The 18,029-nt window shown below is 67.0% G+C and carries 18 protein-coding genes; 13 read left to right on the forward strand and 5 right to left on the reverse strand.

Annotation, left to right across the window (positions count from 1 at the left end; genetic code table 11):
- Window positions 1-39 precede the first annotated feature (39 nt).
- Genes alr through tsaD form a run of 5 tightly spaced genes read left to right on the forward strand, consistent with a single transcriptional unit; the run spans window position 40 to window position 4,114 of the window.
- Window positions 40-1,224, forward strand: a complete 1,185-nt coding sequence (gene alr, locus ACIPXZ_RS01125; protein ID WP_400590597.1) for an alanine racemase — start codon at window positions 40-42, stop codon at window positions 1,222-1,224.
- Entirely contained in the window at window positions 1,221-1,790 is a 570-nt protein-coding gene (gene tsaE / locus ACIPXZ_RS01130) for a tRNA (adenosine(37)-N6)-threonylcarbamoyltransferase complex ATPase subunit type 1 TsaE (protein ID WP_400590255.1), read from the forward strand. The genes alr and tsaE overlap by 4 nt, the downstream gene beginning before the upstream one ends.
- Window positions 1,787-2,479, forward strand: coding sequence for a tRNA (adenosine(37)-N6)-threonylcarbamoyltransferase complex dimerization subunit type 1 TsaB (tsaB, locus tag ACIPXZ_RS01135; protein ID WP_400590257.1), 693 nt, complete (start codon window positions 1,787-1,789; stop codon window positions 2,477-2,479). The genes tsaE and tsaB overlap by 4 nt, the downstream gene beginning before the upstream one ends.
- Before the next feature lie 13 nt (window positions 2,480-2,492).
- Complete coding sequence (gene rimI / locus ACIPXZ_RS01140; protein ID WP_400590259.1) at window positions 2,493-3,038, forward strand: ribosomal protein S18-alanine N-acetyltransferase; 546 nt, start codon at window positions 2,493-2,495, stop codon at window positions 3,036-3,038.
- Window positions 3,035-4,114, forward strand: coding sequence for a tRNA (adenosine(37)-N6)-threonylcarbamoyltransferase complex transferase subunit TsaD (gene tsaD, locus ACIPXZ_RS01145; RefSeq protein WP_400590261.1), 1,080 nt, complete (start codon window positions 3,035-3,037; stop codon window positions 4,112-4,114). Before rimI ends, tsaD begins: the two co-directional genes overlap by 4 nt.
- Before the next feature lie 86 nt (window positions 4,115-4,200).
- Here the strand turns inward: tsaD and ACIPXZ_RS01150 are convergent, their stop codons facing one another.
- Together ACIPXZ_RS01150 and ACIPXZ_RS01155 are read right to left on the reverse strand one after the other, a co-directional pair.
- A complete protein-coding gene (locus ACIPXZ_RS01150) occupies window positions 4,201-4,533 on the reverse strand; it encodes a TfoX/Sxy family protein (RefSeq protein ID WP_400590263.1) in 333 nt (110 codons plus the stop codon).
- Window positions 4,534-4,650: 117 nt separating this feature from the next.
- On the reverse strand, window positions 4,651-5,805 hold the full coding sequence (locus tag ACIPXZ_RS01155) for a glutamate--cysteine ligase (protein ID WP_400590265.1): 1,155 nt from the start codon (window positions 5,803-5,805) through the stop codon (window positions 4,651-4,653).
- 174 nt (window positions 5,806-5,979) lie between these two features.
- Here ACIPXZ_RS01155 and ACIPXZ_RS01160 point away from each other — a divergent pair, with 174 nt between their 5' ends.
- The 4 genes from ACIPXZ_RS01160 (at window position 5,980) to ACIPXZ_RS01175 (ending at window position 10,356) form a co-directional block, all read left to right on the forward strand.
- Entirely contained in the window at window positions 5,980-7,089 is a 1,110-nt protein-coding gene (locus ACIPXZ_RS01160) for a GTP-binding protein (protein WP_400590267.1), read from the forward strand.
- 16 nt (window positions 7,090-7,105) lie between these two features.
- Window positions 7,106-7,228: a type B 50S ribosomal protein L36 gene (ykgO, locus tag ACIPXZ_RS01165; protein ID WP_400590269.1), complete on the forward strand. Its 123-nt coding sequence runs from the start codon at window positions 7,106-7,108 to the stop codon at window positions 7,226-7,228.
- Between the two features lie 67 nt (window positions 7,229-7,295).
- Window positions 7,296-8,126, forward strand: coding sequence for a shikimate 5-dehydrogenase (locus ACIPXZ_RS01170; protein WP_400590271.1), 831 nt, complete (start codon window positions 7,296-7,298; stop codon window positions 8,124-8,126).
- A gap of 130 nt (window positions 8,127-8,256) precedes the next feature.
- Window positions 8,257-10,356, forward strand: coding sequence for a hypothetical protein (locus ACIPXZ_RS01175; RefSeq protein ID WP_400590273.1), 2,100 nt, complete (start codon window positions 8,257-8,259; stop codon window positions 10,354-10,356).
- On the opposite strand, the gene ACIPXZ_RS01180 is transcribed toward ACIPXZ_RS01175, so the two are convergent.
- On the reverse strand, window positions 10,353-11,579 hold the full coding sequence (locus ACIPXZ_RS01180; RefSeq protein ID WP_400590275.1) for an SAM-dependent methyltransferase: 1,227 nt from the start codon (window positions 11,577-11,579) through the stop codon (window positions 10,353-10,355). The genes ACIPXZ_RS01175 and ACIPXZ_RS01180 overlap by 4 nt on opposite strands.
- A 68-nt stretch (window positions 11,580-11,647) precedes the next feature.
- On the opposite strand from ACIPXZ_RS01180, the gene ACIPXZ_RS01185 reads away from it, so the two are divergent.
- The 3 genes from ACIPXZ_RS01185 (at window position 11,648) to groL (ending at window position 14,275) form a co-directional block, all read left to right on the forward strand.
- Window positions 11,648-12,028, forward strand: a complete 381-nt coding sequence (locus ACIPXZ_RS01185; RefSeq protein ID WP_400590276.1) for a hypothetical protein — start codon at window positions 11,648-11,650, stop codon at window positions 12,026-12,028.
- A 238-nt stretch (window positions 12,029-12,266) separates the two neighbouring features.
- The gene (gene groES / locus ACIPXZ_RS01190; protein ID WP_066211406.1) at window positions 12,267-12,563 is read left to right on the forward strand and encodes a co-chaperone GroES; all 297 of its coding nucleotides are present in this window, start codon (window positions 12,267-12,269) and stop codon (window positions 12,561-12,563) included.
- Window positions 12,564-12,664: 101 nt separating this feature from the next.
- A complete protein-coding gene (gene groL / locus ACIPXZ_RS01195) occupies window positions 12,665-14,275 on the forward strand; it encodes a chaperonin GroEL (protein ID WP_400590278.1) in 1,611 nt (536 codons plus the stop codon).
- Window positions 14,276-14,349: 74 nt separating this feature from the next.
- On the opposite strand, the gene ACIPXZ_RS01200 is transcribed toward groL, so the two are convergent.
- Both ACIPXZ_RS01200 and ACIPXZ_RS01205 read right to left on the reverse strand, forming a co-directional pair.
- Window positions 14,350-15,336, reverse strand: coding sequence for a hypothetical protein (locus ACIPXZ_RS01200; protein WP_400590280.1), 987 nt, complete (start codon window positions 15,334-15,336; stop codon window positions 14,350-14,352).
- Window positions 15,333-15,698 carry a PadR family transcriptional regulator gene (locus tag ACIPXZ_RS01205; protein ID WP_400590282.1) on the reverse strand — a complete coding sequence of 122 codons (366 nt, stop codon included), beginning with the start codon at window positions 15,696-15,698 and terminating at the stop codon, window positions 15,333-15,335. The genes ACIPXZ_RS01200 and ACIPXZ_RS01205 overlap by 4 nt, the downstream gene beginning before the upstream one ends.
- A 198-nt stretch (window positions 15,699-15,896) precedes the next feature.
- Between ACIPXZ_RS01205 and ACIPXZ_RS01210 the strand changes: the two genes are divergently transcribed.
- A complete protein-coding gene (locus ACIPXZ_RS01210; RefSeq protein ID WP_400590283.1) occupies window positions 15,897-17,966 on the forward strand; it encodes an acyltransferase family protein in 2,070 nt (689 codons plus the stop codon).
- The last annotated feature ends 63 nt before the right edge of the window (window positions 17,967-18,029 follow it).

Below are 18,029 nucleotides of genomic sequence, written 5' to 3' on the forward strand. Positions count from 1 at the left end.
GCTTCGGCAGCTGCGGCCACGCCGTCGTCCGCTCACGAGGTGCAGCCCCTGCCTGAACGCGCCGCCGTCGTCGACCTCGCCGCCATCCGGCACAATGTGCGGCGGCTCGCGGAGATCGCCGCACCGGCGAAGGTCATGGCAGTGGTCAAGGCCGACGGTTACGGGCACGGCGCTCTCCAGACCGCTCAGGCAGCGCTCGACGGCGGTGCCGCCTGGCTCGGCACTGCGCACGTGAGCGAGGCGCTGGCGCTGAGGGCTTCGGGCATCGAAGCCCCGCTGCTTGCCTGGCTGCACACTCCTCAGACCGACTTCGCTGCCGCCATCGAAGCGGGCATCGACCTCGGCTGCTCCGGCTGGGACCTGTCCCACATCGTCGCTGCGGCCCGCGAAGTCCAGCGTCCGGCCCGGGTGCACCTCAAGGTGGACACCGGACTCGGCCGCAACGGGTCCACCGTGCAGTCCTGGGATCAGCTGATCGGCGAGGCCGTGGAGTATCAGGACGAGGGGCTGCTGAGGGTGGTCGGGATCTTCTCGCACCTTGCCGTGGCCGACGAGCCGCACCGGCCGGAGACCGATCACCAGCTCGAGGTGTTCCGCGAGGCGCTCGCGCTCGCCGAGGACGCCGGCATCGATCCGGAGGTCCGGCACATCGCCAACACCCCCGCCGCCTTCACCCGTCCGGACACGCACTTCGACCTGGTCAGGGCCGGCATCGGCGTCTACGGTCTCTCGCCGTTCGCGGACCAGCGCAGCGACGAACTGGGGCTGACGCCGGCGATGACGTTGCAGACACGCGTAGCCAATTGCAAGGCCGTCCCTGCCGGACAGGGCGTCTCCTACGGGCTCCACTACCGCACCCAGGGGCCGAGCACTCTGGCTCTGATCCCGATGGGGTACGCCGACGGCGTGCCACGCATCGCCACGGGCGGACCCGTGCGTCTGGGCGGGAAGACGTACCCGGTGGTGGGCCGGATCGCCATGGACCAGATGGTCCTGGACCTGGGTGTCCAGCTGGACGACGCGGAGCGCCTCGAACTCGTCGGTGCCCCGGCGGTGCTGTTCGGCGACGGCTCCGATGGAGGCCCTCTCGCGGACGACTGGGCGTCGGCGGCGGGGACCATCAACTACGAGATCGTCACCCGCATCAGTGGCCGTGTGCCGCGCATCTACATCGACAGTGAAGCTCCCGTCGTGGGCGGCGGCCTTCCCGGAGCTGCCACATGAGCGGCCCTCTCTGGAGCGTGACCTTCCAGGTCTCCGATGTGGAGCAGACTCAGGCGCTCGCCGAGCGCATCGCATCGTCCCTGTCCTTCGGAGACCTCCTGATCCTCAGCGGCGGGCTCGGCGCGGGCAAGACCACCTTCACGCAGGGACTCGGCCGCGGACTGGGTGTGCGCGAAGGCATCATCTCGCCGACCTTCGTGCTGGCGCGCCGTCACCCGAATCTGCCCCAGGGGCCGCGGCCGGGAGGCCCGGATCTCGTGCATGTCGACGCCTACCGCCTGGGCAGCGCCGAGGAGCTTGAGGACATCGATCTGGAGGAGAGTCTGGACGCCTCCGTCACGGTCGTCGAATGGGGCAAGGATCGCGCAGAGCAGCTCTCCAGCAGCCGTCTGGAGATCGAGCTGGACCGTGCCACCGGTGCTTCGGCGTCGGAGGAGATCATCCTGGACTTCGAGGATGAGGATGAACCGCGCACCATCACCGTCACGGCGTTCGGTGAGCGCTGGCAGGATCTCCCCGGCTGGACCCGGGACGGCGTCGTAACGCCTCGGAAGGAAGAACAGTGAGCACCATTCTGGCCATCGACACCTCGGCCATCGCCAGTGCGGCCATCCTGCGCGACGGTGAGGGAGCCGCCGAGGTCCTGGCACGTTTCGCCACCGAGGACACTCGCAGTCACGCCGAGGTGACGGCCCCCGCCGTCGCCCGCCTGCTGCGGGAGAGCGGTGTGAACGGCAGCGGGCTGGACGCGATCGTGGTGGGCGTCGGGCCCGGCCCGTTCACCGGACTGCGCGCCGGTTTGGCCGTGGCGCGCACCCTCGGATTCGCTTGGGGGCTCCCGGTGCACGGCATCATGAGCCTGGATTCGATCGCGGCCGAAGCTGTTGCCCATGACGCCCCCGGGCGATTCGTCGCCGCCACGGATGCCCGCCGCAAGGAGGTCTACTGGGCGTTGTACGCGAACGACGCCGGAACGCCCCGGCTGCTCGACGGTCCCCATGTGCAGCGTCCTGCCGAGGTGCCCCTGAGCGATCTGCTCGGTACCGGCGCCGTCGTGTACGGTGCGGGCGCGGGCCTGTATCCGGAGGAGCTGCCGCCCGCGGAGGGTTTCGCTCGTACCCAGCCCGACGCCGTCGCACTCGGCACTCTCGCGCTCGCTCGTCTGGCCCGCGGTGAGGAACTCCTGGACACGGAGCCGCTGTACCTTCGCGAGTCAGACGCCCAGGTCCCCGGCCCACGGAAGAAAGCCCTGTGAGGAGGAGCCTGTGATGAGCGGCAACGACGAGTCGCCCCGGCACTATTCCGTTGACGAACGGGATCCCGGCTTCAGTCTGAGGACCATGACTCCGGAGGATCTGCCGGTGGTCCACGGACTGGAACTGCGGCTCTTCCCGGGGGACGCCTGGCCCTTGGAGATGTTCGAGGCGGAGCTGGCGCAGACGGAGACCAGGGAGTACTTCGTGGCCACCATCGGCGGCACGGTGGTGGGCTATGCCGGCCTCATGTGCATCCCGCCCATCGCGGATGTCCAGACCATCGCCGTGATCCCCGAGTTCGAAGGCCGGGGGATCGGCTCGGCCCTGTTGCGTACGCTGCTTCAGCGCGCTGCAAACGGGCAGGCGGAAGACGTTCTGCTGGAGGTCCGTGAGGACAACCCCCGCGCACAGGCGCTTTATCTCCGGTTCGGTTTTGAGCGGATCGCGGTGCGCAAACGTTATTACAAGGGTGGCATCGACGCTCTGATCATGCGGCGGGAACTGGGCGAGGAACCCGCGGAACCGTCCGCCGAGGGCCGTGGAGGAAGGGCAGTATGAACCGGACCGAACCACTCATCCTGGGAATCGAATCCTCGTGCGACGAAACCGGTGTCGGCATCGTCCGTGGCGGCAAGCTCCTGAGCAACACCGTGTCCTCGTCCATGGACGAGCATGTCCGTTTCGGCGGGGTCATCCCGGAGATCGCCTCCCGGGCGCACCTGGAGGCGATCGTCCCAGCGCTTGAAGCGGCGTTGGAGGAGGCAGGCGTCACCCTCGATGAGGTGGACGGCATCGCCGTGACAGCGGGGCCGGGCCTTGCGGGAGCCCTCATGGTCGGAGTCAGTGCTGCGAAGGCGCTCTCGGTGGCCACCGGCAAGCCGCTCTTCGCCATCAACCACCTCGTGGCACATGTGGCCGTCGGGCTGCTGGCCGAGCAGGTCTTCGCCGACGGACTCCCGGAGAACCTGGGGGCGCTGCTCGTCTCCGGCGGGCACACCGAGGTGCTGCGCGTCCGCAGCATCCAGGAGGTGGAGCTGCTCGGCAGCACCATCGACGACGCCGCGGGTGAGGCTTATGACAAGGTGGCCCGTCTGCTGGGGCTGGGCTATCCGGGCGGACCGGTGATCGATCGGCTCGCGCACGAAGGCGATCGCAAGGCGATCCGCTTCCCGCGCGGCCTGACCCAGCCGAAGTACATGGGCACCGTAGAGGAACCCGGCCCGCACCGTTACGACTGGTCGTTCAGCGGCCTGAAGACCGCCGTCGCACGCTGTGTTGAACAGTTCGAAGCGCGCGATGAGGAGCCTCCGGTGGCCGATATCGCCGCGAGCTTCCAGGAGGCCGTGGTCGACGTGGTGACCGCCAAGGCCATGCTGGCCTGTAAGGAGCACGGCATCACGGAGCTGCTGCTGGGCGGGGGAGTGGCCGCGAATGTTCGGCTGCGCGAATTGACGGCGCAACGGTGCGCTTCGGCCGGCATCAGACTGCATGTGCCGCCCATAAACCTGTGCACGGACAACGGCGCCATGGTCGCGGCACTCGCGTCCCGGCTGGTCATGGACGGCGCCGAGCCGTCCAGTCTGGACTTCGCCCCGGACTCCTCGATGCCGGTTTCCACGGTCCTGCTGCCCTAGTCAACCACCCTGCCCGCGAAGTAACAGTTCACGCCCCCAAAACACGATTTTGGGGGCGTGAACTGTTACTTCGCGGGCAGGGAGGGCTACTTGGGTGGCAGGGACTTCGCGAAGTCCACGCCCACGGCCACCCAACGCGCCAGTCCGGCGTCATCGGATGTCACTGCGTCGTCCACGCGTAGCCAGCCGTCCATCGCTTTGCCGCGCATCACCACGCGTTCCACGCCGGCTTCCTCGGTCAGTCTTCCGCTGTCGGACGGCTCGCAGCGGAGCATCATGCCGCCGTTCCCGCTTGCGCTCACGGCCATGTTGCCGCCCACCAGGAACGCGAGTCCGCCGAACATCTTTTTCTCGCTGACCCCAGGGGTGCCGCTCAGGGCGCCGCGCATGCGGGCGGCGAGCTCTTCGTCATATGCCACGCGCTCATCGTCGCACCACGCCGTCAGCCCCGCAATGGCCCGCGAAGTTACAGCTGACGCCCCTAAAACCGAGTTTTAGGGGCGTCAGCTGTAACTTCGCGCAAGAGGGTGAGGCGCTCAGGCGTCCGGGCCGCGGCGCATCTGCTGGACGAGATCGAGCACGACGGCGCGCAGCTCGCCGTCGTTGGCCTCTGCCACGCGGCGCTGGCGCTGGTAGCCGGCACCACGCTCGATGATGTGGTCCACGTGGGCCAGCTCCTCGGAGCAGCCGAGCTTGGCGGCCACCGGTTCAAGCCGGTTGAGGACGTTGTTGCGGAGGTGGTCGGTGATGAGGAGCTCATCACCCGCCTGGTTCAGGATGATGATCGCATCCATGCCGTACCGGGCCGCGCGCCACTTGTTCTCCTTGAGGAACCACCGGGACATGGTGGGGACGGCCCAGCCCTCGTCCAGCCGTTGGGAGGCCTCTTCCACCAGGCATTGGGTGAGAGCTGCGATGGCGCCCACCTCCTCCAGAGTCGCCAGGCCGTCGCACACCCGCATCTCGATGGTGCCGAGTGCCGGGACCGGTCGGATGTCCCAGCGGATCTCACTGCCCGCATCGATCACGCCGGTGGTGAACATGTCCTGGACGTAATCCTCGTACTGTCCCCAGGAGGAGAAACTGAACGGCAGCCCGGCGGTGGGCAGCTGCTGGAACATCAGGGCGCGTTGGGAGGCGTATCCGGTGTCCTCGCCGCCCCAGTACGGGCTTGAGGCGGACAGGGCCTGGAAGTGGGGCATGTAGTTCAGCAGGGCGTCCATGACGGGGAGCGCTTTGTTGCGGTGGTTCAGTCCGACGTGGACGTGCACGCCATAGATCACCATCTGCCGGCCCCACCACTGGGTGCGGTCGATCAGCTTGGCGTAGCGTTCCTTGTCCGTGACCGGCTGGAGCTGGGGAGGGCTGAAGGGGTGACTGCCGGCGCTGAAGACCTCGACGCCCATGGGGTCCGTGACCTGACGGACGGCATCCAGAGAGCGCTGGAGATCTGCTTTGCCCTCGGCGACGGTGTGGTGCACGCCGGTGACCAGTTCCACGGTGTTGAGCAGGAGTTCCTGCTTGATGTGCGGATGTTCTTCGCCGTCCTGCAGCTCGGGGTGGTTGGCGGTCACATCGCTCAGGACCTCCTGAGCAACGGACTTGAGTTCGCCCGTGTGGGAGTCCACGAGCGCCAGCTCCCATTCGATGCCGAGCGTGGATTGCTCGGAGTGCGCGAAGTCGATCTGCACCTAGGTCCCCTCTTCCGTGATCGGCGTCCTCGCGTGGCCGTCCGGAGACCATGCCGATGCTTGCACAAGTTTAGGGCAGGAGCGCCGTCCTTCGAGGGGAGGGGCCGGACGGTGACGTAACAGAGCAATCACCTCAGATTGATAATGAGAATCATTCTCATGTAGTCTCGAATCATGCATCTTTCCCTCGTGAGTTCCCTGGACAGTCAATGCCGTGCGGCTGCGACCGCGATGGTGGGACAAGGACACCGCGATTCGGTGCTTGTGCTCCACGACCTGTTGCCGGACGGGAGCGTGCTGCGTCGCATCCACTTCCGAGGACGCCTCATTGAGCGGCAGGAAAGGCGGTTGGAGCACGGATGCCTTTCCTGCACCGTGCGCCTGGATGTGATTCCGACGGTCCGGGAGTTCCTGCGGGCGGGCTGTCCGCATCTGACTCTCGGGCTGCCGCCCGGGGTGGCGGCCGCCCAGGTTCTGGAAGAGCTGGGGCTCGGTGGCCTGGAAGGACTCCGGGTGGACAACCTTCTGGTGGCGGTGGACCCCCTGGAGCTCGAAGAGCAGATCTGGGACGCTCGCACCTTGTATGAGGCGGGATTCACCGCGCTGCGAGGGGACGACCGGATCGGTGGCGAGTTCCTGGTGGGGGAGTTCGCCCTGAGTGACACGGTCCTTGCCGTGCCGGGCATGTCCTCGCTGCTCTCCGAGCCGGATGATGAGCGGTCCCCGAAGCGCGAGCCCTGGATGCAAGGTGTCCGCCTTCTGGGGCATCTGGCGCCGCATGCCACGGTCCTTGAACCCGAGGACGACTTCCTTCCCGGATGCCATGACCACCGCGAGGCGTTCTCGCGCAGCAGGCCCGGCTCCGTGCGAGTCCCGGTTCTTGACGACCCGGGCGACTTCCGCACCGTTCTGCACCGGCTCGACCGGCCCCTTCATCCGGTGCGGTTCCACGAGTCCCTGCCGCTGATGGCCCAGGGCGTGCATTGGCTCCGCGGAAATCTCCGGATCGCCGGCGCAGGCGCGGAGCCGGTCGCCCTCCAAGGTGTCGGGCCGCGGGTCTGGATGGAACCCGCCCAGGCCGCCCCGCCGGCGGCTCTTCTGGCCGGAGCCGCTGACCGGTCCGGGGTGGTCGCGGTGACCGGCCGCGCCGAGGACGTGGACCAGGCGGAACTGACGCGTCTTCTGGACCATTGCAGCCTCCGGGACGACGAACTGCGCCTGGACCACTCCCGGTTCCCGGACACGTTCGGACTTGCCGGACCGTTTTCAACCAACAGCGAATGACCCTCGAAGGAGAATCATGAAAGTCCGTAACTCCCTGCGTGCCCTGAAGAAGATCCCCGGTGCCCAAGTCGTCCGGCGCCGCGGACGGGTCTTCGTGATCAACAAGAAGAACCCTCGTTTCAAGGCGCGCCAGGGCTGATCGTTCCCTGCATCCCGTCCGGCCCGAGTGGAGTCCGGTCGGGATGCGGTGCCGTTTAATGGTGGTCATGGCCATCTTGAACAAGGACATGACCCTTTGCATCTCTCTCGCGGCGCGGCCCAGCAACATCGGCACGCGCTTTCACAATTACCTCTACGAGAAGCTCGGGCTGAACTTCGTCTACAAGGCGTTCGCGCCCGCCGATCTGGCAGCGGCGGTCCAGGGCATCCGCGGCCTCCCGATCCGTGGCGCCGCCGTCTCGATGCCATACAAGGAGGCCGTGATCCCCTTGGTGGACCGCCTTGCGCCTTCTGCCGCCGCCATCGACTCGGTGAACACGATCGTCAACGACGATGGTGTCCTCACGGCCTACAACACCGACTATCAGGCAGTTGAGCGGCTTCTCGCCGAGCACGAGGTGCCCACCGGACTGTCCGTCATGCTGCGGGGCTCTGGTGGCATGGCCAAGGCCGTGGCCGCTGCCTTCCGCGACGCCGGGTTCCGTGATGTCACGCTCGTGGCGCGGAACGAGGAGAAGGGGCGTGCGCTCGCGGAGCTGTACGGTTTCGCCTGGCAGGCGGACGACGACGGCGGGCGCACTGCCTCGGGCGCTCCGGCGCAGGTGCTCGTGAACGTCACACCGCTCGGCATGCGGGGCGCCGATGAAGCCGCTCTGGCTTTTCCGCAGGTGGCGATCGAGGCGGCGGAACTCGTGTTCGACGTCGTCGCCATGCCTGCTGAGACCCCGCTCCTGGCGGCGGCCCGGGCTGCGGGAAAGGCTGTGATCACCGGTGCGGAAGTGGCTTCGATTCAGGCCGAGGAGCAGTTCGTGCTGTACACCGGTGTCCGGCCGGATCCGGAAACGGTCCGTGAAGCCGCGGAGTTCTCCCGCCAGTAGCTCTGAGCCCGTCCGCTGGGACAGGCTGTTTTGTCATGTCCGGAACCCTTGGCGCGGTATTGCTAAACCGTTATAGTTCCTGGCAGCGGTGCACCGTGGCACCGCCAGTGACTTGAAGGGCGGTATCTGAATGTCCAATTCCAGCGCGACCAGCAGGCGAACCTTCCTCACCGTGGGCGGAGCGGGGCTGGCAGGATTGCTCGGCCTCCCGGCGGCGCCCCCGGCCTCGGCGGCTCCGGCCTCCGCAGCGGCAGGCATGGCCCCCTCGGCTGCACCCGCACATCCGGTGCCGGGGAGCGGCGGCATACCCGCAGGCCCATCCACCTTCGGATGGAATCCCCAGGACCTGCTCGACTTCGACCCCGCCACCACCCCCTGGGGCCGGCAATTGCGTTGCCTCATCCCCCGGGCCCCGCGCATCGCCCCGTTCGCACCGACCCAGGCGCACCCCGATCTGGATCCTGCCGTGCAGCTGTCAACCCTCACGATCGATGACGCGGGTTCCATTTACGAAGCCCGCAACCAGGCCATCGGCCAGGAACCCTACGTCTACACGCAGCGCTACTGGCCGTACATCGACATCTGGGGCACCTGGCATGGTCAAGTCCTCGCCTCGGTACCCGATGACGTGGTGAAGAATCCCGCCGCCCCGCATCGGGATTACGGTGTCATCGACATCCCCAATCCGGGCTGGACCGAAGCCGCGCACAAGAACGGAGCCCGAGCCATCGGCGGATGGTTCTGGCCGCGGAGCACGACGGCGTTCGACGCCTTCCTCGTCCAGCGGGCGGACGGCAGTTTCCCGGTAGGCGACAAGATCGTGGAACTGAAGAAGTACTTCGGCTTCGACGGCCTCTTCATCAACCAAGAGGCATCCATCACCAAAGCCCAGGTGACCAGACTCTTCGCGCTGTTCCGGTACATCAAGTCCCTCGACGGGGACTTCTATCTGCAGTATTACGATGCCGTGCTCCCGGACAGCGGGGTGCTGGACTACCAGAACGAACTCAACGCCCGGAACCTGCCCTCGCTCGGATCGCCTGAGGACCGTGCGGTCGATTCGATCTTCATCAACTACGACTGGCCCCGCGTCGACCCGGGACTGGTGAACAGTGCCGCCGCGGTGAGGGAGGCTGGATTCGATCCCCGGCAGGTCGGTTTCGCAGGTGTCGAACATCAGAAGGGCGGGTTCCGTCCGATGGAGTGCTTCGGTGATCTGGCAGCGCCGGGCAAGCCTGGCCCGATGTCGGTCGCCCTCTTCGTGGACACCGAATTCTGGCTGGACGCGGCACGCCGTGGTGAGGTCCACGACCCTCAGGGCCGGGCTCAGTACCGCGACTTGGAGCGGAAATTCTGGTCCGGGCCGAAAGGCAACCCCGCTGAATCGGGACGACTGGATGCCAGGAAACCTCCCTACCGCAGCGACGTACTGAACTATCGGCAGTGGGACGGGATCGCGCATTCCGTGGTGGAGCGGTCACCCTACGGAGCGCTGCCGATCGTCCACAGCTTCAACGTGGGTGTCGGGTCATCGTTCAGCATCGAGGGGCGGACGGTGAGTACCCGCGGGTGGAACAACCAGGGGGTGGCCGATGCCGCACTCAGCTGGCAGTACTGGACCGAAGGGGAGCTGACGGTGTCTCTGGACGAGACGGCCTCCTACGACAGCGGTCACAGCCTCGCGGTTTCGGGGGCCGGAGTGCTGCACCTCTTCAAGACGGAGCTGCGGCAGAGCCGTGCGATTCAGGTGGACGTGATCGGCAGTCCGGGCCTGGCGCTTGAGCTGGGCGTCACCCGGCGATCCAGCCCTGGACGGATTCAGTGGCGGACGCTGAAGCAGGAGGCCGGGACCGCTCCAGGCTGGACGGCTTACCGGGGTGCGATTCCGGCGGACCGCGACGTCGTCGCGCGGCTCTCGCTGCGGATCCGGGGCGCCGGGCGACTCGGGCGGCTGTCCTTCCGTGAGGCGGGCTCCGTGCCGGCCCCGGCCGCGGTGACGGGGTTCTCCGCCCGTCGCCCGGGGACGGCGTCGGACGTAGAGTTCACGTGGACCGCGAGTTCTGGGGCCTTCGCCTATGACGTCTTCCAAGGCGGGCTCTGGCTGGGGAGGACCCACCGGGACGCCTTCTTCTCCGAAGGTGTGGACCCGAACGCCGGGAGGACGTTCACCGTCGTCCCGATCTCTTCTGCGGGTGTCCGCGGGGCGGCCGCCGTCGCCGTCCTCGCTTAGCGCACCCGGGGGAGAGGCTCCACCACGATCACCACACGGTCCTGGCCGATCCTAGTCAGGACCAGTGTGGCGTGGCGGCCACCCTTCCGGGGTTTTCCGGGGAGGATCAGGCGGCGCAGTTCCTCCGGAGTGACCGCCGTGCCGCGCTTCTTGATGTCCACGCTGCTGAGGTCCTGTGCCTTGGCCCAGCTGCGGAGGGCCTTGACGTTGTAGGGCATCGTCTCCAGGATCCGGTAGCTCCGGGCGAAGGGGCTCGCCAACGGCCCGGGGCTGCAGAGGTAGGCGATCTGTGGATCAAGGAAATGCGCGCCCAGTTCGACGGCCAGATCGGAGACCAGTCCCGCCCGGATGACCGCACCGTCCGGTTCGTGCAGATAGCCTTCCACGGGCCCAGTGACCGCCTCCGGGCTCTGTCCGAAGTCGGTCCCGGAGCTCAGCTCCAGGACCGCTTCTCCGTCCAGGAGCAAGGCGGAGCGACGCACTCCGGGACGCGCGAGTTCGTTGAACCACAGGGTGGCTTCCGTGACATCGCCGTCCACGGAGACCCATTGGGCTTCGCAACCGCCCGGAATGGATTCGTGCGGCATGCCGGGACCGAACTTCACGCCGACGGCCTTCCCTGTCCCGGCCAGTGCCTCGACGAAGGACAGCGGTGGAGAGAAGGCCTCGGGATCCCAGAGCCTCGCCGACCCCGAGCTGGAGACCTCACGGCGCGCCGGGTCGAGCCAGACGCCGTCGTAGTCCTCCAGGTTCACGGTGGTTGCGTCCGTGTGGAGGACACGCGCCTCGGGGAACGGGCGCAGATTGACGGCGGCGCACGCCGCGGTCTCCTCATCGCGTTCGACGGCGGTGACGGCCAGGTCGAGTGAGGCAAGGGCCAGTGAGTCGGCACCGAGGCCGCACCCCAGGTCCGCCACCGAGTGCACCCCGGCCTGGCGGTAGCGCCCGGCGTGATGGGCCGCGACGGTCAGCCGGGTGGCCTGTTCCAGGCCGGCCTCCGTTAAGAGCATGTCCTGGGCGAAACGGCCGAACTTGGCCGTGGCCTTGGCGCGCAAGCGGCTCTGGGTGAGCAGAGCCGAGATCAGCGAGGGATCGTGCCCCTCTTTGCGCAGGCGCAGATTCAGCTGGAGGGAGTCCTTCTCCGAATACGGCGGCAGGGAGTTCAGCAGAGCGAAGGCGTCGGCGTTCAGAAGCGGGGCGATCAGGCCGGCGGGGGAAGGCATGCTCCCAAGCCTACGAGCTTTGCTCCGGCGGATCGGTCCACAGCTTGCCGCACCGGTACGCTGGAAACATGAGTGCGAACAAGCCTGCCCGGTCCGCATCGAGCACCCGGAAGGTCTTCGTCGCTCTCCTGGGCGAGTATTCCAAAGCCCTCCTGGTGGTCGGGACCGTGGTCCTTCTGGTGGCGCTCGCCGTGCTCGGTGTTCTCTGGATCCTGGACACCTTCAACGCCGCGGTCTATTCGGTGGACGGCAAGAGCATCAGCGATGCGACGGACGAGGCCAGAGCACTGCGCGACACCTATGCTCCTGCCCGTGCCGGCTCGGTGGTGGTCCTGATCTTCGCGGCGGTCTTCATGGTGCTGGGCGGTGCGGGCCTCTATCTGAACCGCGGAGCCAGAGCGGCGCAGCCGGACGACGGTGAACTCGGCGTCGACGACATGTTCGGCTGAACCCGCTCCACCTGACGCGCCGAGCAGACGGGCGGACGACGCCGGACACCGCGGTCCTGTGTGTTCACCCGTGACGAATGCTTGGCACTCGCCTTGACCGAGTGCTAACCCGCCCCTACAGTTTCTATTAGCACTCGAACCCCTCGGGTGCTAAGCCCAAGGTTGCTGCCGGCACCCGCGACGACGGTTTGCTCCCAGGCTGAAGACTTAAGAAATCTCATGAAAAGGAGAGAGCCGAGTGTCGGTCTCCATCAAGCCTCTTGAGGATCGTATTGTCATCCGCCAGCTCGCCGCAGAGGTGACCACCGCCTCCGGCCTGGTCATCCCGGACTCCGCACAGGAGAAGCCGCAGGAGGGCGAAGTCGTCGCCGTCGGTCCCGGCCGCGTCGACGACAACGGCAACCGTGTGCCGATCGATGTCGCTGTGGGCGACGTCGTCCTGTACTCCAAGTACGGCGGCACCGAGGTCAAGGCCGGCGGTGAGGAGTACCTCGTGCTCTCCTCCCGCGATGTCCTGGCGATCATCGTCAAGTAACGCCCCTACAGCTCATGTAGCGCAGATCCCCGCACCGGGCCGGGTGCCCGGCCCGTCCGGCCCAGGCTCCGGTGCGGGGATCCGCTGTTGAAAGGACACACATGGCAAAGCAACTTGCCTTCGACGATGCCGCCCGCCGCGCGCTGGAAGCCGGCATCGACAAGCTGGCCAACACGGTCAAGGTCACCCTCGGTCCGCGTGGCCGGAACGTCGTGCTCGACAAGAAGTGGGGTGCTCCCACCATCACCAACGATGGCGTGACCATCGCCCGTGAAGTCGAACTCGACGATCCGTATGAGAACCTCGGCGCGCAGCTGGCCAAGGAAGTCGCCACGAAGACCAACGATGTGGCGGGCGACGGCACCACGACGGCGACCGTGCTGGCCCAGGCCTTCGTGAAGGAGGGTCTGCGCAACGTGGCCGCGGGTGCTGCCCCCGGCGAGATCAAGCGAGGCATCGAGGCCGCTGTCGAGGCGGTGGCTGACCGTCTGCTGGAGAATGCCCGCGAGGTGGAAGGCAACCACGTGGCCAACGTGGCCGCCATCTCCGCACAGTCCGAGGAGATCGGCGAGCTGCTCGCCGAGGCTTTCGGCAAGGTCGGCAAGGATGGTGTCATCACCATCGAGGAATCCTCCACCACCCAGACCGAACTGGTCCTCACCGAGGGCATGCAGTTCGACAAGGGCTTCCTGTCCCCGTACTTCATCACGGACCAGGACCGCCAGGAGGCCGTCCTGGAGGACGCCTTCATCCTGATCAACCAGGGCAAGATCTCCAACCTCCAGGAGCTGCTGCCGCTGCTGGAGAAGACCCTGCAGGCCAGCAAGCCGCTGTTCGTGATCGCCGAGGACGTGGACGGCGAGGCGCTGTCCACCCTGATCGTGAACCGTCTGCGCGGCACCCTGAACGTCGTGGCCGTCAAGGCTCCCGGCTTCGGAGACCGCCGCAAGGCCATGCTGCAGGACATCGCGATCCTCACGGGTGCACAGGTCATCTCCCCGGAGCTGGGCCTCAGCCTGGACCAGGTTGGCCTCGAGGTGCTCGGCACCGCGCGTCGCATCACCGTCACCAAGGATTCGACCACGGTGGTCGACGGCGCAGGTACGACTGAGGACGTCGCCTCCCGCGTGGCTCAGCTGCGCGCCGAGCTGGAGCGCACCGATTCCGAGTGGGATCGCGAGAAGCTCCAGGAGCGTCTGGCCAAGCTGGCCGGCGGCATCGGTGTCATCAAGGTCGGCGCCGCAACCGAGGTGGAGCTCAAGGAGAAGAAGCACCGCATCGAGGACGCCGTGTCCTCCACGCGTGCCGCTCTCGAAGAGGGCATCGTCTCCGGCGGTGGTTCCGCTCTGATCCACGCCCTCAAGGCGCTGGATGAGAGCCCGGCGGTCGCAGCTCTGGAAGGTGACGCGGCGGCTGCCGTCGGCATCGTCCGCCGCGCCCTGGCCCAGCCGCTGCGCTGGATCGCGCAGAACGCGGGCTTCGACGGCTTCGTGGTGGTTTCCAAGGTCTCCGAGCTGGAGAACAACCACGGCTTCAACGCGAAGACCGGCGAGTACCAGAACCTCATCGAGGCCGGCGTCATCGACCCGGTCAAGGTCACCCGTTCGGCTCTGCGCAACGCGGCCTCCATCGCGGCGCTCGTGCTGACCACGGAGACCCTGGTCGCGGAGAAGCCCTCCGAAGAGGACGAGCACGCAGGTCACCAGCACTGACCCGTTCGCTGACACGGAAAGGCCCGGATCCCCCCAATGGATCCGGGCTTTTCGTGTCTTCAGCGGGGAAGGGCTCAGCGCCCGGCCGTGGCGCTCGCTTTCGGGGCCGGGGTGACCGACGACGACGGCGCGGGGGAGATCGGCGCGGAAGTCGTCCCGTTGCCGGGCACGGCGCTGCCCGGTGTGGTTGGGCTGGGCGCGGGGCTCATGTCCGGGGTCGAGGCTCCGGACGTGCTGCGCGGAGCCACGGTCCACGGCCCGGGATCTTCCGCCGGGGCCAGATCCACCGGAACGGTGGACCCGTCGTAGCTGAAGAATCTGACGTTCTCCAGGCGCGATCCATCCGGCCCGTAGACGAACAGCGGTCCGACCACCGAGCCGTTGTGGCAGACTCCGTCGTAAACGGTGCACGGTCCGCCGGGAGGCGTGTACCCGGTGTACGCCTCGGTGCTGTTCGCGACCGCGATGGCCAGGGGGACCATTACGAGGGAAGCGGCGACCGTCACCACATTGGTGATCGTCCGCAGCCGGGCCGGCCACTGCCCGGGCCGAAGGACCCTGGTGCTCCAGCTGACGCTCAGTACCACGCAGAGGATGAAGAACGCCCAGGTCAACGGTCCGTGCGGGAAGACGAAGCGGGGGACCCCTGATCCCCACGCCGACGCGAAGATCTGGTACACCGTCCAGGCACGCACCACCCACCAGAGCGGTCGCAGCAGGACGAGGAAGTCCCAGGCGGCCCGGAGGAGGGGGTACCGGTCTGCGGCGAGGCGGAGCTTGGTGACCGCCTCCCGGTACGCGGCGGTGAGGCCGCGCGCCGCACCGGACCGGCTCGCCGTCCTGGGTCCGAACCCGGCGGACGTCCGCAGTTCCGCCGCGTAGGCGGCCGGCGATTCCAGCGGCGGCGTCCCGGACTCACGGAACTGCTCCAGGAGGTCGGCGTCGAGGCCTTCGGTGAGCTCGTCGACGTCGTGCTTCGGCAGGTCGCCGAGCTCACGGCGGACTGCCGCGGCGTAGTCGGCGATGGCTGCCGGCATGCCCGTGATTCCTGTGGTGCTCATTCCGTCTCCTGGATGGTTTCGGTGGTGCGGGTGCCGGGGAGCGGAGCTCCGGAGATCAGCAGGTCCATGCTGCGTGAGAAGTCCTGCCATCCTTTGGCCTGGACCTCCAGCAGGGCTTTGCCCTGCGCGTTGATGCCGTAGTACTTCCGATGCGGGCCCCCATCGGAGGGCACGACGTAGCTGCTGAGTGCGCCCCCGTTGTAGAGGCGGCGCAGTGTGCCGTAGACCGAGGCGTCACCGACCTCTTCCAGCCCTGCCGCGCGGAGCCGACGGACGACGTCGTAACCGTAGCCGTCCTCCCGGTCCAGTACGGCCAGGACCGCGAGGTCCAGGACGCCTTTGAGCAGCTGTGTGGTTTCCACGGATCCCCCTCTCTCACCTCTGGTGAACTTGCGTGCTTCTTCTGCACACGACACTACTATGCAATGCGCACTAGTCAAGAGTGCGGAGTAGGTCGGGAGGCCCCGAGTGGGCGCACAGCGGACGCACAGGCTAGAATGTAACGGTGAGATAACGGCCATCCTTCCGGCAGGCGAACCGATACACGACTCAGCGAGATCATGACCCAGACTTCAGTGCAGACCACGGGCGGGACGGCCGCCGGTTCGACGACGGCGACCGTGCGGAACGGGCTGCGTTCCTTCCGCCCGGAGATCCAGGGATTGCGGGCCCTGGCCGTGCTGATGGTGGTCACCTATCACGTCTGGTTCGGGCGGGTCTCCGGCGGCGTGGACGCCTTCCTGCTGATCTCCGCGTTCCTGATGACCATGCAGTTCACCCGGCGCTTCGACAAAGGGCAGCGCGTGAACCTGCCCAAGCACTATCTGCACGTCTTCCGGAGGCTCCTCCCGGCCGCCGTCCTGGTCATCGTGGCAGTGCTCCTGGCATCCCGGTTCCTGGTCCCCGCCACCCGCTGGGCCGAAGTCATCGGACAAGGGCTGGCCTCCCTCTTCTATGTCCAGAACTGGGCACTGCAAAGCCAAGCCGTGGACTACTACGCCGCGGATCACTCCCTGGCCAGCCCCTTCCAGCACTTCTGGTCCCTGTCCATCCAGGGGCAGGTCTTCATCCTCTGGCCGCTGATCTTCGTGCTGTGCGCCGTGCTGGCCCGGAAGATGAAATGGAACTACCGGGGCATCCTGCTCGCGGTGTTCGCCGTGATCTTCCTGGCGTCCTTCATTCACTCGGTGCAGTACACGGCCTCACACCAATTGCTGGCCTACTTCGACACCTTCTCCAGGCTCTGGGAATTCGCTCTGGGCAGTCTGCTGGCCCTCCTGCTCCCGTATCTGAACCCGGCACGAGGCGTGCGGGTGTTCCTGGGCTGGGCAGGGGTCGTGGCCATGCTCAGTTGCGGTTTCGTGCTGGACGTCCAAGGCGTGTTCCCCGGGTATGTCGCACTATGGCCGACGCTCGCGGTCTCCGCGGTGATCGTGGCGGGAGCGAGCGGCTCGCGCTGGGGCGTGGACCGGATCCTCAGTTCCGCCCCGCTGACCCGGCTCGGAGGCAACTCCTATGCCCTGTATCTCTGGCACTGGCCCGTCCTGACCTTGACCCTGATCGTCGCCGACCGGGACTCGGCGGGATTCCTGCTGGGGCTGGGAGTCATCGCATTCTCCCTGGTGCTCGCCGTCCTCACCACGCGTTTCGTCGAGAAGCCGCTGCGCAGCTGGTCCTGGCCGGAGACCCGGACCCGGAACGCGGTCCTCGCCACCGTGGCGTTCGTCCTTTGTGCGGCCGTGCCGCTGACCGCGTGGCGCGCGGATTACTCGGCGAAATCACTCACACCGGTGAGTGTGTCCACGGCCACCAATCCGGGGGCCACGAGCCTGGATCCTGGTTACGTGCCCATGGATGAGCCCACGTCCACTGTCGTGCCGCGGCCCGAACGGGTCGGCAACGACTGGACGACGCTGGACGGCAGCTGTGCAGGGGACTTCCAGCCCGCCGTCGGCGATGAAGTGATCCGCAACTGTGCCATGCAGACGCCGGACGGACCGGCCAGTAAGACGGTGCTCGTTGTGGGGCACTCCCACGCGCAGCAGATGCTCGCCGCCATCAAGCCGCTGGCGGAGAAGGAGCACTGGAACCTGATCGCGGACGTCAAGGGCGGGTGCCCGTATTCCCCGCTGGAGCTCACCGGCAATGAGGAATGCGACGAATTCAACGGCGACCTCCGCCAGTACATCTCGCAGGTGAAGCCGGATCTGGTGATCACCATGGCGACTCAGTCGACGCCGGACTCTCCCCAGGAGGAGATGAGCCTCGGGTTCACCCAGATGGCGCGGGATCTGGACCACCAGGGCATCAAGCTGCTGGGTATCCGGGACAACCCGCGCTCCAGCAAGAATCTCGCTGAATGTGCTCTGTCCAAAGGCATGGACAACCCGTCGTGCCTGCTGAACCGCAGCGACGTGCTGTCCCAGACCCCCGCCTATGCCTCCCTGCAAGGCTCTCTGAAGAACACCACGTTCATGGACCTCAGCAACTACATCTGCACGCCCAGCGAGTGTCCGCCCGTGGTCGGCAACGTCCGGGTCTTCCTGGACTCCAACCATCTGACCCAGACTTTCGTCGAAACTCTGGCCACCCCCTTCGCCACGGAGTTCGCCCGTCTCTTCAGGTGGTGAACGTCACCCCTCTCCGGGGGAACGGGTAGCCCGTCCTGCGCGTTTAGAATTAAATCCACCACG

This window comes from Arthrobacter sp. NPDC090010 (assembly GCF_044748305.1).
Lineage (GTDB): Bacteria > Actinomycetota > Actinomycetes > Actinomycetales > Micrococcaceae > Arthrobacter_E.

Bases quoted from the DNA above. Each gene is read 5' to 3' on its own strand.
- tsaE (WP_400590255.1), top strand. From the start codon at position 1,221: ATGAGCGGCCCTCTCTGGAGCGTGACCTTCCAGGTCTCCGATGTGGAG.
- rimI (WP_400590259.1), top strand. From the start codon at position 2,493: ATGAGCGGCAACGACGAGTCGCCCCGGCACTATTCCGTTGACGAACGG.
- tsaD (WP_400590261.1), top strand. From the start codon at position 3,035: ATGAACCGGACCGAACCACTCATCCTGGGAATCGAATCCTCGTGCGAC.
- ACIPXZ_RS01160 (WP_400590267.1), top strand. From the start codon at position 5,980: ATGCATCTTTCCCTCGTGAGTTCCCTGGACAGTCAATGCCGTGCGGCT.
- ykgO (WP_400590269.1), top strand. From the start codon at position 7,106: ATGAAAGTCCGTAACTCCCTGCGTGCCCTGAAGAAGATCCCCGGTGCC.
- ACIPXZ_RS01170 (WP_400590271.1), top strand. From the start codon at position 7,296: ATGGCCATCTTGAACAAGGACATGACCCTTTGCATCTCTCTCGCGGCG.
- ACIPXZ_RS01175 (WP_400590273.1), top strand. From the start codon at position 8,257: ATGTCCAATTCCAGCGCGACCAGCAGGCGAACCTTCCTCACCGTGGGC.
- ACIPXZ_RS01180 (WP_400590275.1), bottom strand. From the start codon at position 11,579: ATGCCTTCCCCCGCCGGCCTGATCGCCCCGCTTCTGAACGCCGACGCC.
- ACIPXZ_RS01185 (WP_400590276.1), top strand. From the start codon at position 11,648: ATGAGTGCGAACAAGCCTGCCCGGTCCGCATCGAGCACCCGGAAGGTC.
- groL (WP_400590278.1), top strand. From the start codon at position 12,665: ATGGCAAAGCAACTTGCCTTCGACGATGCCGCCCGCCGCGCGCTGGAA.
- ACIPXZ_RS01200 (WP_400590280.1), bottom strand. From the start codon at position 15,336: ATGAGCACCACAGGAATCACGGGCATGCCGGCAGCCATCGCCGACTAC.
- ACIPXZ_RS01210 (WP_400590283.1), top strand. From the start codon at position 15,897: ATGACCCAGACTTCAGTGCAGACCACGGGCGGGACGGCCGCCGGTTCG.